Source organism: Kaistella flava (ex Peng et al. 2021) (genome assembly GCF_015191005.1).
In the GTDB taxonomy this organism is placed as follows: Bacteria; Bacteroidota; Bacteroidia; order Flavobacteriales; family Weeksellaceae; genus Kaistella; species Kaistella flava.
Genome location: NZ_CP040442.1, coordinates 469,931 through 488,511, shown reverse-complemented (window position 1 = coordinate 488,511; position 18,581 = coordinate 469,931). Strand labels below are relative to the sequence as shown.

Below are 18,581 nucleotides of genomic sequence, written 5' to 3'. Positions count from 1 at the left end.
TTTGACACGAATGCACGAATTTCCTTCAAAAATGATATTAATTTAATAATGTAGTATCAATATTTTTTAAATAAAACCTTTGCTAATATTTAAGCAAGTGATTTTAAAGACAAACATTCGTGAATTCGTGGCTTTTTTCCACAAGATTGATTTTAACGAATCTGATTTGTTCAAAATCAAAAATTCATCAAGAAAAATAATAATTATATTTGCTCCACTTATTTGTTTAAAAATGAAAAAAACGCTCGCACTTCTTATCTTCACCTCTGCAGTTTTCTCTGCACAGCAATTCACAAAACAAGATACACTGAAAGGTTCTAACACTGAATTCAGAAATTTTTGGGATGTCAAAAAATATGAAATTTCTGTGGAACCAAAGTTTGCAGATCAATCGGTTTCGGGTACGAACAAAATTACTTTTGAAATTTTAAAAGACGTCAAAAATCCTGTATTTCAAATTGATTTACAGCAACCGATGAATTATAAAATACTCGATTCTGATATCAAACATTATTCTTCAAAACGCGACGGCGATTTTATTTTCATTCAAACAAAAAAAGACTATAAAAAAGGAGAAACTCATTCATTCACGATTCAGTTTTTTGGACATCCAACGGTTGCAAAAAATGCACCTTGGGATGGTGGCTGGGTTTTCAAGAAAGATGACCACGGAAATCCTTGGATGTCGGTTGCTCAGGAAGGAATTGGTGCTTCGGTTTGGTTGCCATCAAAAGACCTTTGGAGTGATGAGCCTGATAACGGAATGATTTTGAAAATCATTACCCCGAAAGATTTGGTGGGTGTAGGAAACGGAAGATTGATTGCTAAAAAAGCAGAAAAAGATAAAATTGTTTACACTTGGGAAGTCAAGAATCCGATTAACCTTTACTCTATCGTTCCTAATGTCGGGAAATATGTGAATTTTAAAGAAGAATATGCGGGAGAAAAAGGAAAGCTTGATCTGGACTATTGGGTTTTGGATTATAATTTAGATAAAGCTAAAAAACAATTTAAGCAAGTTAAACCAATGATGAAAGCTTTTGAATATTGGTTCGGTCCTTATCCTTTTTACGAAGATTCTTATAAATTGATTGAAACTCCTTATTTGGGAATGGAACATCAAAGTGGCGTCGGTTATGGAAATAATTACGAAAACGGTTATTTAGGTCGTGACTTATCTGGAAGCGGAGTTGGTTTAAACTGGGATTTCATAATCATTCACGAAAGCGGACATGAATGGTTTGCCAATAATATCACAGCAAAAGACAAAGCAGATATGTGGATTCATGAAAGTTTCACCAACTATTCTGAAACGTTATTTGTAGAGAATTATATGGATAAAGCTTCGGCAGAAAAATACATAGTTGGAATTCGTAAAAACATTAAAAATGACGAGCCGATTATTGGTCCTTACGGAATCGCAAAATCAGGAAGTGGCGATATGTATTATAAAGGTGCCAATATGATTCACACCATTCGTCAAATCATTAATAACGATGAGAAATTCAGACAAATCTTACGTGGTTTAAATAAAGAATTCTATCATCAAACAGTGACTACGAAACAGGTCGAAGATTATATTTCTGAAAAATCAGGGATTGATTTCTCTACTGTATTTGATCAATATTTAAGAACGACTCAAATTCCAACTTTAGAATATTCGCAAACTGGAACTGTTTTTAAATTCCGCTACACCAATATCGTGAAGGATTTAAAATTACCGATTAGAATTAATGGAACGCAAGAAATCAGTCCAACTTACAAATGGCAAACTGTTAAATTATCGTCTTCAGCTCCGGTTAAATTTGATGAAAATTATTACATTTATTATTCTGAGCAAAAATAAATTTTTAGCAAAAACTCTAAATATTTGCCATTATAAAAAATGCCGCTTCTTCTGGAAACGGCATTTTTTTTTAATTTGAAACTAATTGCTACAATTCAGAACATCTGAAACTTTTAAGCGCTGACTTCCGGTATTTGCTGGAACCGCGACATCATCAGAAGGAATATAATTAACAGAAGTGATTGTATTTGGAACATAAATTCTCACGGTCATTTGTCGGTAACCGTGTGGTTGATATGAAGTCCAATATCCGTTTGGATGAAGTCCCCATGTTCCATAAGAAATTTCTGATGTTACAGGATTAACACCTGTAAGCAAAGCCAATTTTTCTAATTCTGAATAGTTGGACGAAGAAGAACTGAAAAAACTTCTGATTCTATTTTCAGCTTCTAAAACCAATTGAACTGGTTGCGGCAAATTACTTTTGGCTTTAGACATCACACTTTCGGGCACAAAATCTAAACCCATTTTAGATAAATTAAGCAACTCGTTTTTACTTAACAGTCTGGTTGCAACCAATTGTAGATCTGGGCTCATATTTTTGAAACTTGATTTTGCAATGACGCCCCAAACTAACGCCTGTACTTTTTGTTGTGGAATATCCTGGTTTTGATACCAATTTTTGATGAGAGAATTAACCAGGTCTTTTTTCTGACCTTTTAGCGGTCCATATAAGTAACCATCGCCTTTACTTGGCGCATAAGTTCCGGCATGCAGACAAAAACTTTTGAGTTCTATCGTATAAAACCCAGGTTTCAAAAGGTAACCTTCTGAAGGAGAAAAAGTAGCATTACAGAGATTGGTATATTTTTCATTTTTCCCAAAGTCTGCATTTTTAATATCTACTTTATTGCAGTCTTTAAAATTAGTTGTGATTGCCTCAGTTGTGATAGCGCCAATTACTTTATCGCCAACTAAACTAGCTGTTTTGTCTTTTACCTTATCTTTTAAAATATTGATAATTTGTGCATTGGCAAAAAAGGAACTTATCAGGAAAAAAGAGAGTATTAACTTTTTCATAATCAATTAGTTTTAAATTACTTAATAACGAAATTATGTAATTTAATCAGAAGACGCGACCGTCTTTTAACCCAAATTGATCAATCAGAAATTAAAATAAACAAATTATGAATTTTTCATAGTAATTCTAAAAGTAGTTCCTACTCCTACTTCAGTTACGGCGATTTTGATATCACCACGGTGGTATTCCTTAATCACTCTTTTGGCTAAAGATAAACCAAGTCCCCATCCTCTTTTCTTGGTAGAATAGCCAGCTTTGAAAGCATTCCTGGCTTGATTCCTGGTCATTCCTGAACCAGAATCTTTGATATCGATGACAATATTTTTATTCTTTTCGTAGAGTTCGATTTCGAGTCTGCCCTCACCTCTCATTGCATCGACTGCATTTTTTACAATATTTTCAATCACCCAACTTAATAGGATTCTACTATGTGGAATTAAAATTGGCTCTTTAGGTAAAATCAGCATGAAACTCACTTTCCTCGAAATTCTCGATTTCAAATAATCGTAATTCTGTTGGATGGTTTCATTGATATTCAAATCGTTAAGTTCGGGAATTGAACCAATTTTAGAGAATCTTTCAGAAATAGTTTTGAGTCGATTGATATCATTTTCGATTTCTTTTACGCCTTCACTATTTTCGTTTTCCATGCGTAGGATTTCAATCCAGCCAATCATTGAAGATAACGGAGTTCCAATTTGATGCGCAGTTTCTTTAGCCAAACCAGCCCAAACGTAACCTTCATCAGTTTTCTTAATCGTTCTCAGAAACCAAAAAGAAAAGAATATATAGGCTAAAATCAGTAAACCTAAAATATACGGCGAATACCGCAAATTATTCAATAAATCAGAGTTGGTATAATAAACGTATTGATTATTCCCATCTGGCATTTGCAGTTCAATAGGTTTGTAGGAACTCGCCATTTTATTAACCAGCGCCTGCATTTTTTGGGGATCATTCTTGATAGCGTCCGGTATATTTCTTTGAAAATCAAATCCTAAAGGTTTTCTGTTTTTATCGGTAATGATAATTGGGATCGTATTATTGGTCTTATTAATCTGCAGAATTAAATCCAGTGTCATTGGATCTTCGATGATTTCATTTTGCTGGTATTTTATAGTAGTCGCAAAAAGTTCAATCCTTTTAATCTCTTCTTTACGCAAATAATTAATCAGAACGACCGAAGCTGCTACTACTCCAGCCACCGCTGAAGTCAGTAAAATATAAATAATCCAGTTATTGAGTTTCGAAAAAATCCCCCTTTTCTTCATCGTACGAAAATACAACTATTTTAAAACGTTCAGCACTTGAAATAAGGCTTCGCTCACATTACCACCTTGATAATTATTAATAATAATGGCAAAAACATATTTTTTTCCGTTCTTAGAGGTATAATAGCCGGCAAACGATTTGGTATCTTTCATAGTTCCACTTTTCAATTTCATGCCATTTCCTTGCATCGGAAAACCATCATAAAATTCATTAAACCAAGGTTGTTTTTTGCTATAAAGCAACGACTGCACTTCCGCTCTTGCCGAAACATAGTTTTGTGGAGAAAGCCCACTTCCATCTGCAAAGTTAATAGACGCCGGATTAATTCCTTTCGATCTCCAAAAGTCTTTTAAGTAGGAAATTCCTGCGTCAAAACTTCCTTCATTCTTCTTTTCTTTTCCTAAAGTTTTTATTAAAGTTTCGCCATAAAAGTTGATGCTTTTTCGCATAAACCAAAAGACTATTTTATCTAAAGTTGGCGATTTATATTCGAGCAAAAGATTATTTTTGGGAGCAGTTGTTATTTTATCACCATCGATTCTTTGCTGCGATGTAGAAGTCACTTTTCCATTAAATTCAATCCCTGATTCTTTCAACCACTTTTTTATTTCCTGTCCAAAAGTTAATGGCGGGTTGGGCGTCGCGCCAGAAACAGTAAGCGATTTAGCAGGCAAATTCCCATTAACATAAGCAACATCAGAATGTGGCGCGGTGAAGACGAGACTTTGATCTGAACTTCCGCCTGTTTTAATATCATTCACCCAATTCACATTTGGTAAATCGACATTGATGTTTTTTATCTGTCCACCAGCGACTTGAATATCAAATTGATTTTCTCGCCAGTTAACTCCCCAAACTCCGGCTCCATAATAATTGCCGAGATCATTCCAAGGCCAGCCACCAGGAGTGGTTAAGAAGTCAAAATAAGAATCATCAATAATCAAGTTTCCTGAAATCTTAGAAATGCCTTTTGCTTTTAAAGATTGAATCAATTTTTGTTTGAAATTTTCAGGCTTAAAACCATCATATCTCCAACTTCCGAGGGTTGGATCGCCCGTCGAAGTAATAAAAAGATCACCTGCTAAAGAACCCTCAGAAATTGTTCCTGAATAATTTGCGGTAGTGACATACTGATAATCCTTACCTAAAGTTTCCAAAGCGGCCGCAGCAGTAAATATTTTTTGAGTCGAGGCAGTCGAGAGACCTACATTGCCATTATTTTCATAAATGGAATTTCCATTTTCATCAGCAACAAACATAGAAATTATGGAGGAATATGCGGGAGAAGAACTTAATAACTTTTGGGTTGCAGCATCCAGATTTTGTGCAACGCTCTGTGTAAAATACAATTGAGAAATTAACAGAAATAAAGGAATCAGCTTCTTCATAATCACTTTTTTTTATTTTCAAATATAAAGAAATAATATTTTTTAAACCTTAAATATATTAACATTATAAACAGTTATTCTCAAAGAATACATAATAACTATCGCTTTTACTTGCATTTTTATTATTAAATATGTAACCTTTGTATTGTAAATTTAAAATTTAGAATAATGGCATCAATCATCACAGGCTTATTTGAGAGCCAAAGTCAGTCCCACCAAATTGGGCAAGACTTAGAAAATGCAGGTATTCAAAACCAAGATTACATCATATACTTGCATGACGAGAAAATTCATAAAGAAATAAAGACGTCAATTTGGCAATATTTCTTTAAAGACAAAACCAAACTTGAAGATGACAGTTTGGTTGTGAGTGTAAAAGTAAAAGAACCAGAACAAATTGAAAAAGTAAAAGAAGTTTTCGGAAAAAATAATTGCATTCATCAAAATTATTTTGACCATATTAAATTCAGAGATGCGAAATCTTTAGATTTTCTACAAAAAATAGTCGCATTACGTGCAAGAGCAGAAATTTTCAATTCACCGCATGTCAATTATCGAGGTCAATCTGCGGGAATAAATTCCGAAGTGAATTTTGGAAATACTGAAGTAGAATCGTAAGTCCGTTTCAACTTTTAGAAGCGGTTTTTTTCTGCTTATCTTTTTAACTACTGTTGCATTTATAAAAACACTTCTAATTCTTTCTCGGACTCTGTTTAGCTCCCAGAATTAAAATAATTTCACAATTGTATATTCTACTGAGAATCTTTAACATAATAAGGTTCTCAGTTTTTTTTAAATAAATGTATTTTTGAATCTTATTATAGTTATTATTAAAAAAGCAGTGTTCAAAAACAATTGATGGTGTAAATTCCTACACTTTGAGTTTTTATATAATCACCACAAACATTACATTTCCAAGATTAGGCTGTATTTAAAAAGTCCCTTTCCACTGATACATTTTTTGGATTTAATCACCATAATTGGACTTTTTTTTCTTATTTTCGTGTCATAATTGGCATTAATAAATGGTTTACGATTTAGAACAAGAAAATAAAGAAATTCTCGCTAGGTACAAGGATTTGATTACAAATACCTATCGTAATTTGGATGAGGAACAAAACAAAGTCATCCGAAAAGCGTTTGATATTGCCTTAGATGCTCATAAAGACCAGCGACGAAAAACAGGTGAACCTTATATCTACCATCCGATTGAGGTCGCAAAAATTGTAGCCAACGAAATTGGATTAGGCGCAACCTCGATTGCCTGTGCACTTCTTCACGATGTTATCGAAGATTCTGATTATACTTATGACGATCTCAAAAAAATCTTCGGAAAAAAAATTGCTGATATCGTCAATGGTTTGACCAAAATTTCGGTCATGAATCATCAAAACATTTCGATTCAATCTGAGAATTACCGTAAACTTTTATTGACACTTTCCGAAGATTTCCGGGTAATTTTAATTAAGATTGCAGACCGACTTCACAATATGCGCACGCTGGAAAGCATGACGCCTGAGAAGCAGAAGAAAATCGCTTCGGAAACGGTTTATATTTATGCGCCACTCGCCCACCGACTTGGTTTATACAACATCAAATCAGAATTAGAAGATCTTTCTTTAAAGTTTAATAATCCTGAAGTTTATCTGGATATTTCTTCAAAGTTGGAACTTGCCAAAGAAAGCCGCGAGAAATATATCGAAGAATTTAAGAAAGAAGTATCGGAACAATTGGAAGACGAAAATCTAAATGTTTCAATTAAAGGACGGGCAAAAGCAATTTCTTCGATCTATCGAAAAATGCTCAAACAAGGCGTTGCTTTCGATGAAGTTTTTGATAATTATGCCATTAGAATTATTTATAAATCAGATGCGAAAAACGAAAAATTTCTTGCCTGGAAAATATATTCAATTGTTACAGACCTTTATCACAGTAATCCACAGCGAATGCGTGACTGGATTTCTCAGCCGAGATCCACAGGTTACGAAAGTTTACATTTGACAATTTTAGGCCCAGATAAAAAGTGGATTGAAGTTCAAATTCGATCTGAAAGAATGGATGACATCGCCGAAAAAGGCGTTGCCGCACATTATAAATACAAAGAAGGCTACCAGCAAAGTTCTGACGAAAAAAACTTTGAACGTTGGGTGACAGAAATCCGTGAGGTTCTGGAAAACCAGCAGTCGATGACTACTACAGAACTTTTGGATGATATTAAACTTAACTTATATTCCAAAGAAGTTTTTGTCTTTACGCCAAAAGGTGAAATAAAAATTCTACCGATTGGTTCTACCGCTTTAGATTTTGCCTTTTCAGTGCATTCTGATTTAGGAACAAAATGTCTTGGCGCAAAAGTAAACGGTAAGTTAGTTCCCATTTCTTATGTTTTATTAAATGGTGATCAGGTTGATATTCTCTCTTCACAAAATCAAAAACCGAAAGCAGACTGGCTGGATTTTGTAGTAACTTCTAAAGCCAAATCAAAGATAAAAGCCATTCTAAATTCTGAGAATAATGGTTTAGTCGAAGAAGGAAAAGAAATTTTGCAGCGAAAAATGCGTCATGCGAAACTCAATTTCAATGATGAAGAAATCAATAAAATGCAGAAGTTTTTTGCTTTAAAGACTTCTCAGGAATTATTTCTTAAATTTCAAAATGGCGATTTAGATATTAGTGATATTAAAAAATACACTGAAGGAAAAGGACTTTTCGGTAATATTCTGCAACGTTTCCGTAAGTCGCCGACCAAAAACGAGCTCTTTACAGAAACTCCGGAAACCAATCTTGACATGATTGTTTTTGGAAAAGATGAGCAGAAAATGAATTACACTTATGCAAAATGCTGTACCGTAATTCCAGGTGATCGAATTTTTGGATTCATCACCATTTCTGAAGGTATTAAAGTTCATAATGACAATTGTCCCAATGCCATTAATCTTCGTGCTCAATACGATTATCGAGTTTTACCTGCGAAATGGGTGAATGAAGAAAGTTTCAAAAACAGAATTAAAATTGAAATTGAAGGTCTTGACAGAATGGGAATGATTAACGATATTACGGCGGTCATCAGTAACAACATGAATATGGACATGAAAAGCATGTCGATTGAATCCAATAATGGCGTTTTCTTAGGTAACATTAATCTCGAAGTGAGAAACAGAAGCCAGTTAGACGAAACCTTCAAGCAACTAAAAAACATTAACGGTGTTTCTCGTGTAAAACGAATGCAATAACACCACTAAATAAACCTTATGCTCATTACTGACTATTTTAAAAAATTTCTTCACAGCTCACAATCTTCAGGGATTCTGTTAATACTTTGTGTTTTAATATCACTTTTTATTGCGAATTCTTCTCTCGGCGTTCCTTTTCAAAATTTATTAGATACCGAAATTGGAACCAATATTTTTCACCTTAATTATTCACTAAGCATTTGGATTAATGATGGTTTGATGGCGATTTTCTTTTTACTCGTCGGTTTAGAAATCAAACGTGAAATCGTAGAAGGTGAACTTTCGACTTTTAAATCGGCTTCATTACCGATCATTGCGGCAGTTGGTGGAATGGTTGTTCCGGGCTTAATTTATTTTTTTTTTAACCACGGAACCGACTACGCAAATGGTTGGGCAATTCCGATGGCGACCGACATTGCATTCTCTCTGGCAATTATTTCGATGTTGGGAAAACGTGCTCCATTATCTTTAAAAATATTTTTAGCAGCCTTGGCAATCGTTGATGATTTGGGTGCAATTTTGGTAATTGCAATCTTCTATACCGACCAGTTACATTGGGTTTATTTAGGTTTAAGCGCTGTGATGGTTATCATTTTAGTATTATTGAATTTCTTTAATTTTAAGAAACACATTTTCTACATTATCCCGGGACTATTTCTATGGTATTTCATGCATCATTCTGGGATTCACGCTACGATTGCAGGAGTTCTTTTAGCCTTTACAATTCCTACCAATACTTCTGCGACCGAAATTTCACCTTTAGAAAAATTAGAACAAAAATTACATTTGCCTGTCAATTTTCTAATCATGCCGATTTTCGCCTTGGCCAATACCAATATTATGTTCAAAGAAGGAATGGTAGATGGACTTTTCAGTAACTTTGGCTACGGAATCATATTCGGATTAGTCTTTGGTAAAATAATCGGAATCAACTTATTTTCCTGGATTTTCATTAAACTAAAAATCAGCAGTTTGCCCGACAAAAGTTCCTGGTCTCAAATGTTAGGTGCCGGACTTTTGGCAGGAATTGGTTTTACGATGTCGATTTTCATTGCTTTACTTTCCTTTAAAGGACATACAGAAATTCAAGCTGAAGCGAAATTTGCAGTTTTGGTAGCTTCCGTTATTTCAGGATTCGCCGGTTTTTCGTTGTTAAGGTATATTGGGAAAAAGAAAGAGATTTTAGAGGAGGCAGCAGATTAATAAACAGTTTTATAAATTTTTAGAGCAGAACATTTCTTCTAAATTAAATTAACTTTCTAAAAATTTAAATCTTTACTCTTTACAACGCCAAAAATGGCAAAAGACTATTAAGAAAAAATTTTTCAAAAGAATTCAAGTATTGGAACCGTTATTTTATGGTGCTTTTCCAAACTTTTGTTTGGATACTATTTAAATAAAACGTTTGCATCTTTTGCGGTTAAAACGAAATTTAGATAATCTCGAGATTATTTATCCATTTTAATATGATGTTGATCTTCAATATCTTCGGAGTCAGAAACCAAATCTGCATCGAATTGTAAAGCATTTGAAGTCATTTCTTCGGCAATCATTTTTTCGACACGCACTTTTTTAATGGCAATATTCAATTCATTTCCTAATAAAATTAAAATGATATTGATATTCACCCAAACCATTACTAAAATAATCGTTCCAATTGAGCCATAAAGAACGTTATATCTGGCAAAGTTTCTGACGTAAATCGCAAAGAAATAAGTCAATAATACGAATAAAATCGTGGTTAAAATAGCACCTGGAATCGCCTGTTTAAAAGTGGTGATTTTCAAACAACCTACCCAATAAAAAAGCGCCAACAAGATAAAATAGAAAATCGGGAATGAAATAAATCCAATAATTTTCGACATATTATCTACAAACCACGAAATATTGATCTCTGGCGTAAATAATTTCAGAACGACTTCACTGTAATAAACTCCTAATAGAGAAGCGATTATCAGTACGATAAACGCAATCGTAATCACGAAAGCGACCAAATATTCTTTTACAGCTCCCCTTTGTAAATTGGTATTGATATTAAAACCATTAATCAAAGAATGCGTTCCATTGACCGCGAAAACCATCGCAAACACAATCGTCATATTGCTGATATTCTTGATATTTGGAATAATAAAATTTTGAATATAACCTGTAACATCACTTTGCATACGCGACGGCAAAATATTGTGCATCAACACTTCAAAAATATAAAACTGCAATTTATCGTAATGTGGAAGGTAAGGCAAGAGCGAAAGTAAAAACAATATAAAAGGAAAAAGACTTAGAAAGAAACTCCAGGAAATACTCGCGGCACTTCTACCAATTTGCATTTTAAAAACGCCTTGTCCATAAATTTTAAACATTTCCCAAAGAGAAATCCCTAAAAAAGGAATATGAATACCATCCAGAAAATTTTTTATTTTGATGATGAATTGCGGAGTTTTAATGCCCATTAATTTATATTTGCAAAACAAAGATAAGAAATGCGAATTAATTTAGTGTGCATGGGCAAAACTGATGATAAAGAAATTACCAATTTGGTAAAATATTATCAAAACCGCCTGCCGAAATATTGGAATTTTGAAATCATCGAAATTCCTGATGTAAAAAATGCTAAAAACCTAAGTCCTGATTTACTCAAAAAGGAAGAGGGAAAATTATTTTTAAATCTTATCGAAAACTCAGATACTATTGTTCTTTTAGACGAAAAAGGAAAACAATTTACCAGTCGTGAATTCGCTTCTAAAATTGATAACTGGATGACTTCATCAGTTAAAAAAGTGTCGCTCATTATCGGTGGTGCTTATGGTTTTTCAGATGAAATGTATGAAAGGGCGAATGAAAAAATGTCGCTTTCTAAAATGACCTTTACCCATCAAATGATCCGCCTTTTTTTCGTGGAACAAATTTACCGTGCTGATCAAATCCTTCAGGGAAAACCTTATCATAACGATTAATTTTTTTGCCACGAATTCACGAATGTTTGATACATTCTATTATTGAGAAAAAATAATTTCAAAAATTTCCAATTAACTTTCAGTACTTTTTATTATAAAATAAAGTGGTATTTTTAAAGAGAAATTCGTGAATTCGTGGCTTTTTAAAAACTCATAGACCGCATCACCTTTTTTTGTACTTTTGCCCTATGAGTCAAGATTTATCACTTCGAACAGTTACGGTAATGCGGTACATTCTGCCTTTGCGAGAAGGCGGTTCTTTGCCTGCACTTGCTGAAGCAGACGACGATTTCAAATATGTTTTAAAGTTTCGTGGCGCAGGTCACGGCGTGAAGATGTTAATTTCTGAATTGTTAGGCGGAAAGATTTCACAGGTTTTGGGTTTGCCGATTCCTGAATTGGTTTTTGCTAATCTCGATGTAGATTTTGGACGGACAGAAGCTGACGAAGAAATTCAGGATTTACTTAAATTTTCGGAAGGTTTAAACTTAGGATTGCATTTTTTGTCAGGTGCGATTGCTTACGATCCTTCGGTTAAAGTTGATCCACTTTTAGCTTCCAAAATTGTTTGGCTGGATGGTTATATTACCAATATCGACCGTACTTTTAAGAATACCAATCTTTTGATGTGGCACAAAGAACTTTGGCTCATTGACAATGGTGCTTCCTTATATTTTCACCATTCCTGGATGAATTTTGAGAAACATGCTTTAAGTCCTTTTGTATATATAAAAGATCACGTCCTTCTTTCGCAAGCCACGATGCTCGATGAAGCAGATCAGTTTGCGAAATCTGTTTTAACCGATGAAATTCTACACGCCATTGTAGAACTAATTCCAATGGATTGGCTGGATTGGAACGATACCGACGATTCCGCGGAACAAATAAAAGAGGTGTATTTCAATTTCCTGAAAACACGCCGCGATCATTCTGTAAACTTTATAAACGAAGCGAAAAATGCAAGAAAATAAAATTTACGAATACTCCGTCATTCGGCTCGTTCCGAAAGTTGAAAGAGAAGAATTTTTCAATATTGGGCTAATTATGTTTTCAAAAAGAGAAAAGTATATCCGTTTTGAATTCCATCTTTGCACCGAGAAATTTCAGTCGATGAAATCTAAACTCGACTATAAAGATATTGCTCAGAATCTTGAAAATTTTAAAAATGTAGCAAGCGGCGCAAAAGAAGGTGGCCCAATTGCTCAACTCGATATTCCCGAAAGATTCCGTTGGTTGACTGCGGTTAGAAGTTCTGTGATTCAGACCTCTCGTCCGCATCCGGGAAAAACTCAAGATTTGGATGCGACGTTTGAGAGATTGTTTGAGGAGTTAGTGAAGTAGATTATTCTTTAAATTTAATAAGAATCGATTTATCAATTTTGTAAATTGAATGCAACTGCACCCAGACTTCAAAATCTTAATACAATGATCTTTTATCAAAATTAATTATCCGAACTTTTTTTAATCTAATTTCATCCCACTTTCAGAAGTTTCACTACATCTTAAAAGAGATTTAAAATAGGTAATATTATATAACCAAAAGAGCTTTCAAATTGAAAGCTCTTTTGGTTTTTATACAAATGAATAAGGAAATTAAACCTTCGTCAACTTCGCAAATTTCAAAATCAAATTCTTTTCGCCTTCGTGCTGGAATTTCACTTTTGCTTTGATATTCTGCGGATCTGTTCCATCTAAGAAAATAACTTCTCCAACACCAAAACGGTCATGACGAACTCTATCGCCAACTTCGATATCCTGTGAAGAATTACCGCTTGGATTGATGATTCTTGCCGTGGCAACAGGTTTTAAATTTTGTGGAATCAGCTGTGGCTCGTTGCGTTCGATTGTTTTCTTGGCATCTTTCTTTTTAAAGAATCTTGGCTCTGAAGGTTCGTCATCAAAAATACTGGATTTTAAACCGGAATTATTCGAGAAACGACTTTCAGTCGCCGGATTAACGAATTCCAAATACTGCTCATCAACTTCACTTAAAAATCTTGAAGGTTCTGCACTCGTAATTTTCCCCCATTGAAAACGGGAAACTGCGTAGGTAAAATAAACTTGCTTTTCAGCTCTGGTTAACGCTACATAAAACAAACGTCTTTCCTCTTCTAGCTCTTCTCTGGTGGAAGAACTCATAAAACTTGGGAATAAATTTTCCTCTAATCCAACCACGTGAACTACCGGAAACTCCAATCCTTTTGAAAGGTGAATCGTCATTAATGAAACCTGGTCACCATCTTCATTTTTATCGGTTTGCGTATCTGCAGAAAGTGCAATATTTTCTAAGAAATTAGGAAGCGAAGGATCGCCATCGTCCAGCTGTTGCTGTTCTTCAATGAAACCCTGCATCGAGTTCATTAATTCCTGAATATTTTCTACGCGCGAAATTCCTTCTGGAGTTTGATCATCTTTTAAAAACTTAATAATACCTGTTCTTTTCGCAACTTCCATTGCAACATTATAAGCATTTTCAGTTTTTAACATGACCTGAAACGCTTTAATCATGGACCAGAAATCAGAAAGTTTGGTTAAAATTCCATTATTTAATTTCAAGTTTGGTGCATAAAAACCAAGATTATCCAAAACCTGAGAAACCGAAACATTCTGAGAATCTGCAAAGACAATTAATTTATTTTGAGTCGTTTCTCCAATTCCACGCACAGGATAATTGATAATTCTGGAAAGTGCTTCTGAATCATTTTCATTAATTAAAATTCGCAGATAAGCTACTAAATCTTTTACCTCTTTCCTTTGGTAAAAGGATAATCCACCAAAAACTTTATACGGAATATTCTTTCTTCTCAAGGCATCTTCAAAAGCACGCGTTTGAGAATTGGTTCTATATAAAATGGCAAAATCAGTGAATTTTTTTTGTTCAGAATTATGCTGTTCCCAAATATTACCTGCCACAAAATTCGCTTCATCCGCATCTGAAAGCGAACGGTAGACTTTTATTTTTTCTCCTTCTTCATTATCACTAAATACGTTTTTCTTGAACTGCTGTAAGTTTTTAGAAATAACAACATTTGCTGCATTCACGATATTTTGCGTTGAACGGTAATTTTGTTCCAGAGAAACCGTTACTGCATCAGGATAATCTTTTTTAAAGTTTAAGATATTCTGAATATTGGCTCCACGGAAGGAATAAATAGATTGTGCATCGTCTCCTACCACACAGATATTTTCAAATTTAGAAGCCAAAGCTTTCACAATTAAATATTGAGAATGATTTGTATCCTGGTACTCATCAACCAAAATATAACGGAAACGGTCTTGGTATTTCGCAAGAACTTCTGGAAACCTGGTTAGTAACTCATTGGTTCTTAATAATAGATCATCAAAATCCATCGCCCCATTTTTAAAACAAGCCTCAACATATTTCTGGTAAATCACGCCAATACTTTTCATGTTGGCACGTTCGTCAGCTTCGATGAGTTCTGGATTATTTAAATACGCTTTTACCGTAATCAGATTATTTTTATAATTCGAAATTCTGGCCTGAACTTTTTTAGGCTTATATAAATCAGAATCGATTTTAAGGTCTTTTAAAACCTTTCTAATCACATTTAAAGAATCCTGGGAATCATAAATAGTAAAGTTCGATGGAAACCCAATATAATGAGCTTCTGAACGTAAAATCCGCGCAAAAACAGAGTGAAAAGTTCCCATCCAAAGAGATTTCGCTTCGCTTTGTCCTACTACTTTCCCAATCCTTTCCTTCATTTCTTTTGCCGCTTTATTGGTAAAAGTTAAAGACAAAATATTAAAAGGATCTACTAAATTAGTGATCAAATGAGCAATCCTCATCGTAAGCACACGGGTTTTCCCGGATCCTGCTCCAGCAAGCACCATCAATGGTCCTTCGAGCGTTGTTACGGCTTCATATTGCGCTTCATTCAGTCCTTTTAAATACTCCATTTTCATAAAAATTTGACAGACAAAGGTACGTATTTTATAGCTTTTTTAAAAGTCGAAGTTTTTCGATGTATAAAAAGAAATTGCTTTTTGGCATTGCAACATATAGGACAAAAGACGTTACTTACGGTAAATTCTGCTAAACAACCAAGTAGAAATAAATTTCGAAATTATTTAGAGTAAAGCGTAATTATTCTTTAGTAATGTTAAGGAATTACAAAAAAAAGCTTTATATTTGCACACTAAAATTCAGAAGAAAAAATGAGCACTATATTTACATTATTCATGATCCTTATCATGATTGCGAGTATCTTACTAGTTATTATGGTTATGGCACAAAACCCTAAAGGTGGCGGTCTTTCAGGAACTTTCGGTGGAACATCATCTGCCCAATTTGGAGTTCAACGAACCAATGACTTTATGGAAAAAGCAACTTGGACTTTGGGAGCTATTATTGTTGTATTGATTTTATTAAGTGTTATTTTAACAGCAAAACCTAGTCAACAATTCCAACAAGCTCCAGCTAAGAAAGAAGCTCCGGCTCCACAAACTGCACCTGGAACTAACAATTCTACAACGATGCCAGCTCCTGCACCTGCTGCAGCAGATTAATTAAAGAACTATTTTATCAAAAATAAAAAAGAGATATTCAATTGAGTATCTCTTTTTCTGTGCTTTATATCGAAAATTTCATTACTTATTGGATTGAAAAACAGAATGGTATTTCTTCCAATATTCATCTTGATCTTTAAAAAACAAACAGGCAATCCAAGAATCTAAAGACATCATTTCTAAATTTTTCGTAGAAATTTCTTTAAAATCGGACTCGAAAAATTCGGCATTAACATCCAAATTATCCCGATCCAACGTCATAATATTATCTTCATTATAGAAAGGATAATTTTTAATATCTGAATTCGTGGTCAAGAGTTTTTTACCAGACGCTAAAGTTTCGAACGTTCTCATTGATAATCCAAATTGAAACGGCTTATTGATATCTAAAACCGAACGAGACTGTGCATAAATGGAGGCAATTTCAGAATGTTTTAATTTTTTAAAACTCAATTTCTTAGTATCAAATTTCTTTAAATTCTGATCAAAAATTTTCTTTAAGCGAAACGCTGCTTTACTCTGGGCATAATAATAAAAGTAAGTTTTAAGATTTTTAATTTCACCGATTTCTTTGATTTTCTCACCAATTAAATATCGGTCAGTGTGTGCACTTCCAATAAAAACAACATCATATTTTATGGAACTATCTGTGGTTGAATTCTGATAGTCATTAAGAAAAAACAACGGTCTGAAATGTAAATTATAGTGCTGAGCATCTTTTGGTTCGAAGGTGAAATTCTTGTCAAAATAAGAATATAGTTTTAAGAATTTCGGATATTCCTGAACCGTGTCGTAAGAATAAAAAATCATTTTTGCCGACGGATGATGCTCTTTAAATTTTCTCAAAAAAGAAAAAGGAATCGTTTCTCCTTTAATTAAAAGGAAAAAATCATAATTCTGATTACCTGTTTCGTTTAAAATCTTTTGATAATAGGATTTAATCTTCTTGAAATAAAAATTTTTATTAACCCGAATAATTCCTTTTGACAAAACAGAATCAGAAGGTCTTTCATTATAGAAATCCACTTCTGCTCCTAATTCCCGAAGTCGGTTGACTATCGCTTTTTCATAACCGAAAAAGTTTGCTGACAGAAATAAGATTTTTTTGCCTTCCAGATTCATGATTTCAAAAATCCTTTTTCTTTCATTTCCTGAAGAGATTGCTCTAAATTATTATCGATGCGTGGTTGCTGCAAAACCCAATTCGTAAATTCCTGAATTCCTTTTTCAAAACTTACTTTAGGTTGGAAGTCCAAGAGCTGTTTTGCTTTAGTCAAATCGGCAAAATTATGTCGGATATCTCCTACTCTAAAATCTCCTGAAACTTCTATTGGAACATCCTTTTCGTAAGCTTTTACTAAAAGATTTGCGACTGACAAAACATCGGTTGCGACACCGGTTCCAATATTAATTATTTCATTATTCGCAGTTTCTAATTCTAAACTTTTAATGGTTGCATCTACTGTATCTTCGATGTTGATGAAATCTCTGGTCATCAAACCATCTTCGAAAATATTGAGCGCATTTCCGTTTAAAATTTGGGTAGAAAATATGGATAAAATTCCGGTGTAAGGATTGAGCAACGATTGTCCGACGCCGAAAACGTTTTGATAGCGGAGAATCACGTAATTAATTCCAATCGATTCGCAGACTAATTTCACCATTTGTTCTTGCTGAAGTTTGGTCAGACCGTAAAAAGAAGTTGGATGTAATTTTGAGTTTTCGTCAGTTGCTAAAGGTTTCAAAAGCTGACAATTTTCATCAGTCATTTCAAAATGGCCTTCCTGCATAACTTCTACCAATCTGCTCTTTGGATAAACAGATTCTGATTGGGGATTTTGATATTTTCCTTCCCCATAAACGGCTCTGGAAGAAGCCAAAATTATTTTCTTAACCGAGTTCTTTTGATTCACTAAAATATCAAGAAGCAAAGCCGTTCCAGAAACATTGACTTGATTATATTTTTCAAGGGAATACATCGATTGTCCAGTTCCGGTTTCTGCTGCCAAATGAATAATTGCATCTTGACCTTCTATGACTTTTTCAACGTCTTTTCTATTCGTAATATCACCTTTAATGAAATTTACTTTACCCAAAATACTTTGATATAAAGCAGAATTCTCAGGATTGGAACCATGAATTTGTTCTGACAAATTATCTAAAACCGTAACAGAATAACCTTGACTGATAAGTTTTAGGGCTACATTACTACCGATAAATCCGGCTCCTCCGGTGATTAATATATTTTTCAAATTGATCCGTTTGATATTTCCGAAAGTTCGGGTTTATAATTCTATTTTGTAAAATCCAACAAAGATAGTTTCTCTATAAATGTAT

15 protein-coding genes are annotated in these 18,581 nt (G+C 33.9%); 8 read left to right on the top strand and 7 right to left on the bottom strand.

The window, feature by feature from the left end:
* The first annotated feature begins 232 nt into the window (after window positions 1–232).
* A complete protein-coding gene (locus Q73A0000_RS02175; RefSeq protein WP_193812459.1) occupies window positions 233–1,846 on the top strand; it encodes a M1 family metallopeptidase in 1,614 nt (537 codons plus the stop codon).
* 81 nt (window positions 1,847–1,927) lie between these two features.
* Here Q73A0000_RS02175 and Q73A0000_RS02170 read toward each other — a convergent pair whose 3' ends face one another.
* The 3 genes from Q73A0000_RS02170 to dacB form a co-directional block, all read right to left on the bottom strand.
* Window positions 1,928–2,866 (bottom strand): hypothetical protein, encoded by a 939-nt coding sequence (locus tag Q73A0000_RS02170; RefSeq protein ID WP_193812458.1) that lies wholly within the window; start codon window positions 2,864–2,866, stop codon window positions 1,928–1,930.
* Between the two features lie 105 nt (window positions 2,867–2,971).
* Complete coding sequence (locus tag Q73A0000_RS02165) at window positions 2,972–4,138, bottom strand: sensor histidine kinase (protein WP_193812457.1); 1,167 nt, start codon at window positions 4,136–4,138, stop codon at window positions 2,972–2,974.
* A gap of 15 nt (window positions 4,139–4,153) precedes the next feature.
* The gene (gene dacB / locus Q73A0000_RS02160) at window positions 4,154–5,527 is read right to left on the bottom strand and encodes a D-alanyl-D-alanine carboxypeptidase/D-alanyl-D-alanine-endopeptidase (RefSeq protein ID WP_193812456.1); all 1,374 of its coding nucleotides are present in this window, start codon (window positions 5,525–5,527) and stop codon (window positions 4,154–4,156) included.
* A gap of 168 nt (window positions 5,528–5,695) precedes the next feature.
* On the opposite strand from dacB, the gene Q73A0000_RS02155 reads away from it, so the two are divergent.
* The 3 genes from Q73A0000_RS02155 (at window position 5,696) to nhaA (ending at window position 9,963) form a co-directional block, all read left to right on the top strand.
* Complete coding sequence (locus tag Q73A0000_RS02155) at window positions 5,696–6,145, top strand: hypothetical protein (RefSeq protein ID WP_193812455.1); 450 nt, start codon at window positions 5,696–5,698, stop codon at window positions 6,143–6,145.
* 407 nt (window positions 6,146–6,552) lie between these two features.
* The gene (locus tag Q73A0000_RS02150) at window positions 6,553–8,760 is read left to right on the top strand and encodes a RelA/SpoT family protein (RefSeq protein WP_193812454.1); all 2,208 of its coding nucleotides are present in this window, start codon (window positions 6,553–6,555) and stop codon (window positions 8,758–8,760) included.
* A gap of 18 nt (window positions 8,761–8,778) precedes the next feature.
* Entirely contained in the window at window positions 8,779–9,963 is a 1,185-nt protein-coding gene (nhaA, locus tag Q73A0000_RS02145) for a Na+/H+ antiporter NhaA (protein WP_193812453.1), read from the top strand.
* Window positions 9,964–10,208: 245 nt separating this feature from the next.
* Here the strand turns inward: nhaA and Q73A0000_RS02140 are convergent, their stop codons facing one another.
* On the bottom strand, window positions 10,209–11,210 hold the full coding sequence (locus Q73A0000_RS02140) for a YihY/virulence factor BrkB family protein (RefSeq protein ID WP_193812452.1): 1,002 nt from the start codon (window positions 11,208–11,210) through the stop codon (window positions 10,209–10,211).
* 30 nt (window positions 11,211–11,240) lie between these two features.
* On the opposite strand from Q73A0000_RS02140, the gene rlmH reads away from it, so the two are divergent.
* The 3 genes from rlmH to Q73A0000_RS02125 all read left to right on the top strand — a co-directional run bounded on the left by rlmH (window position 11,241) and on the right by Q73A0000_RS02125 (window position 13,055).
* The gene (rlmH, locus tag Q73A0000_RS02135; protein ID WP_193812451.1) at window positions 11,241–11,714 is read left to right on the top strand and encodes a 23S rRNA (pseudouridine(1915)-N(3))-methyltransferase RlmH; all 474 of its coding nucleotides are present in this window, start codon (window positions 11,241–11,243) and stop codon (window positions 11,712–11,714) included.
* A 188-nt stretch (window positions 11,715–11,902) separates the two neighbouring features.
* Entirely contained in the window at window positions 11,903–12,685 is a 783-nt protein-coding gene (locus tag Q73A0000_RS02130) for a HipA family kinase (RefSeq protein ID WP_193812450.1), read from the top strand.
* The gene (locus Q73A0000_RS02125) at window positions 12,672–13,055 is read left to right on the top strand and encodes a DUF3037 domain-containing protein (RefSeq protein ID WP_193812449.1); all 384 of its coding nucleotides are present in this window, start codon (window positions 12,672–12,674) and stop codon (window positions 13,053–13,055) included. Before Q73A0000_RS02130 ends, Q73A0000_RS02125 begins: the two co-directional genes overlap by 14 nt.
* Window positions 13,056–13,307: 252 nt before the next feature.
* Here Q73A0000_RS02125 and Q73A0000_RS02120 read toward each other — a convergent pair whose 3' ends face one another.
* A complete protein-coding gene (locus Q73A0000_RS02120; RefSeq protein WP_193812448.1) occupies window positions 13,308–15,635 on the bottom strand; it encodes an ATP-dependent helicase in 2,328 nt (775 codons plus the stop codon).
* Window positions 15,636–15,893: 258 nt separating this feature from the next.
* Between Q73A0000_RS02120 and secG the strand changes: the two genes are divergently transcribed.
* Window positions 15,894–16,244 carry a preprotein translocase subunit SecG gene (gene secG, locus Q73A0000_RS02115; protein WP_193812447.1) on the top strand — a complete coding sequence of 117 codons (351 nt, stop codon included), beginning with the start codon at window positions 15,894–15,896 and terminating at the stop codon, window positions 16,242–16,244.
* Between the two features lie 81 nt (window positions 16,245–16,325).
* Here the strand turns inward: secG and Q73A0000_RS02110 are convergent, their stop codons facing one another.
* Window positions 16,326–17,366, bottom strand: a complete 1,041-nt coding sequence (locus tag Q73A0000_RS02110; RefSeq protein WP_193812446.1) for a lipopolysaccharide biosynthesis protein — start codon at window positions 17,364–17,366, stop codon at window positions 16,326–16,328.
* Complete coding sequence (locus tag Q73A0000_RS02105) at window positions 17,363–18,496, bottom strand: SDR family NAD(P)-dependent oxidoreductase (RefSeq protein WP_193812445.1); 1,134 nt, start codon at window positions 18,494–18,496, stop codon at window positions 17,363–17,365. The genes Q73A0000_RS02110 and Q73A0000_RS02105 overlap by 4 nt, the downstream gene beginning before the upstream one ends.
* Window positions 18,497–18,581: the final 85 nt, after the last annotated feature.

What these genes read in the sequence shown, in the direction of transcription:
- Q73A0000_RS02175 (WP_193812459.1), top strand. Translation starts at nt 233, where the DNA reads ATGAAAAAAACGCTCGCACTTCTTATCTTCACCTCTGCAGTTTTCTCT.
- Q73A0000_RS02170 (WP_193812458.1), bottom strand. Translation starts at nt 2,866, where the DNA reads ATGAAAAAGTTAATACTCTCTTTTTTCCTGATAAGTTCCTTTTTTGCC.
- Q73A0000_RS02165 (WP_193812457.1), bottom strand. Translation starts at nt 4,138, where the DNA reads ATGAAGAAAAGGGGGATTTTTTCGAAACTCAATAACTGGATTATTTAT.
- dacB (WP_193812456.1), bottom strand. Translation starts at nt 5,527, where the DNA reads ATGAAGAAGCTGATTCCTTTATTTCTGTTAATTTCTCAATTGTATTTT.
- Q73A0000_RS02155 (WP_193812455.1), top strand. Translation starts at nt 5,696, where the DNA reads ATGGCATCAATCATCACAGGCTTATTTGAGAGCCAAAGTCAGTCCCAC.
- Q73A0000_RS02150 (WP_193812454.1), top strand. Translation starts at nt 6,553, where the DNA reads ATGGTTTACGATTTAGAACAAGAAAATAAAGAAATTCTCGCTAGGTAC.
- nhaA (WP_193812453.1), top strand. Translation starts at nt 8,779, where the DNA reads ATGCTCATTACTGACTATTTTAAAAAATTTCTTCACAGCTCACAATCT.
- Q73A0000_RS02140 (WP_193812452.1), bottom strand. Translation starts at nt 11,210, where the DNA reads ATGGGCATTAAAACTCCGCAATTCATCATCAAAATAAAAAATTTTCTG.
- rlmH (WP_193812451.1), top strand. Translation starts at nt 11,241, where the DNA reads ATGCGAATTAATTTAGTGTGCATGGGCAAAACTGATGATAAAGAAATT.
- Q73A0000_RS02130 (WP_193812450.1), top strand. Translation starts at nt 11,903, where the DNA reads ATGAGTCAAGATTTATCACTTCGAACAGTTACGGTAATGCGGTACATT.
- Q73A0000_RS02125 (WP_193812449.1), top strand. Translation starts at nt 12,672, where the DNA reads ATGCAAGAAAATAAAATTTACGAATACTCCGTCATTCGGCTCGTTCCG.
- Q73A0000_RS02120 (WP_193812448.1), bottom strand. Translation starts at nt 15,635, where the DNA reads ATGGAGTATTTAAAAGGACTGAATGAAGCGCAATATGAAGCCGTAACA.
- secG (WP_193812447.1), top strand. Translation starts at nt 15,894, where the DNA reads ATGAGCACTATATTTACATTATTCATGATCCTTATCATGATTGCGAGT.
- Q73A0000_RS02110 (WP_193812446.1), bottom strand. Translation starts at nt 17,366, where the DNA reads ATGAATCTGGAAGGCAAAAAAATCTTATTTCTGTCAGCAAACTTTTTC.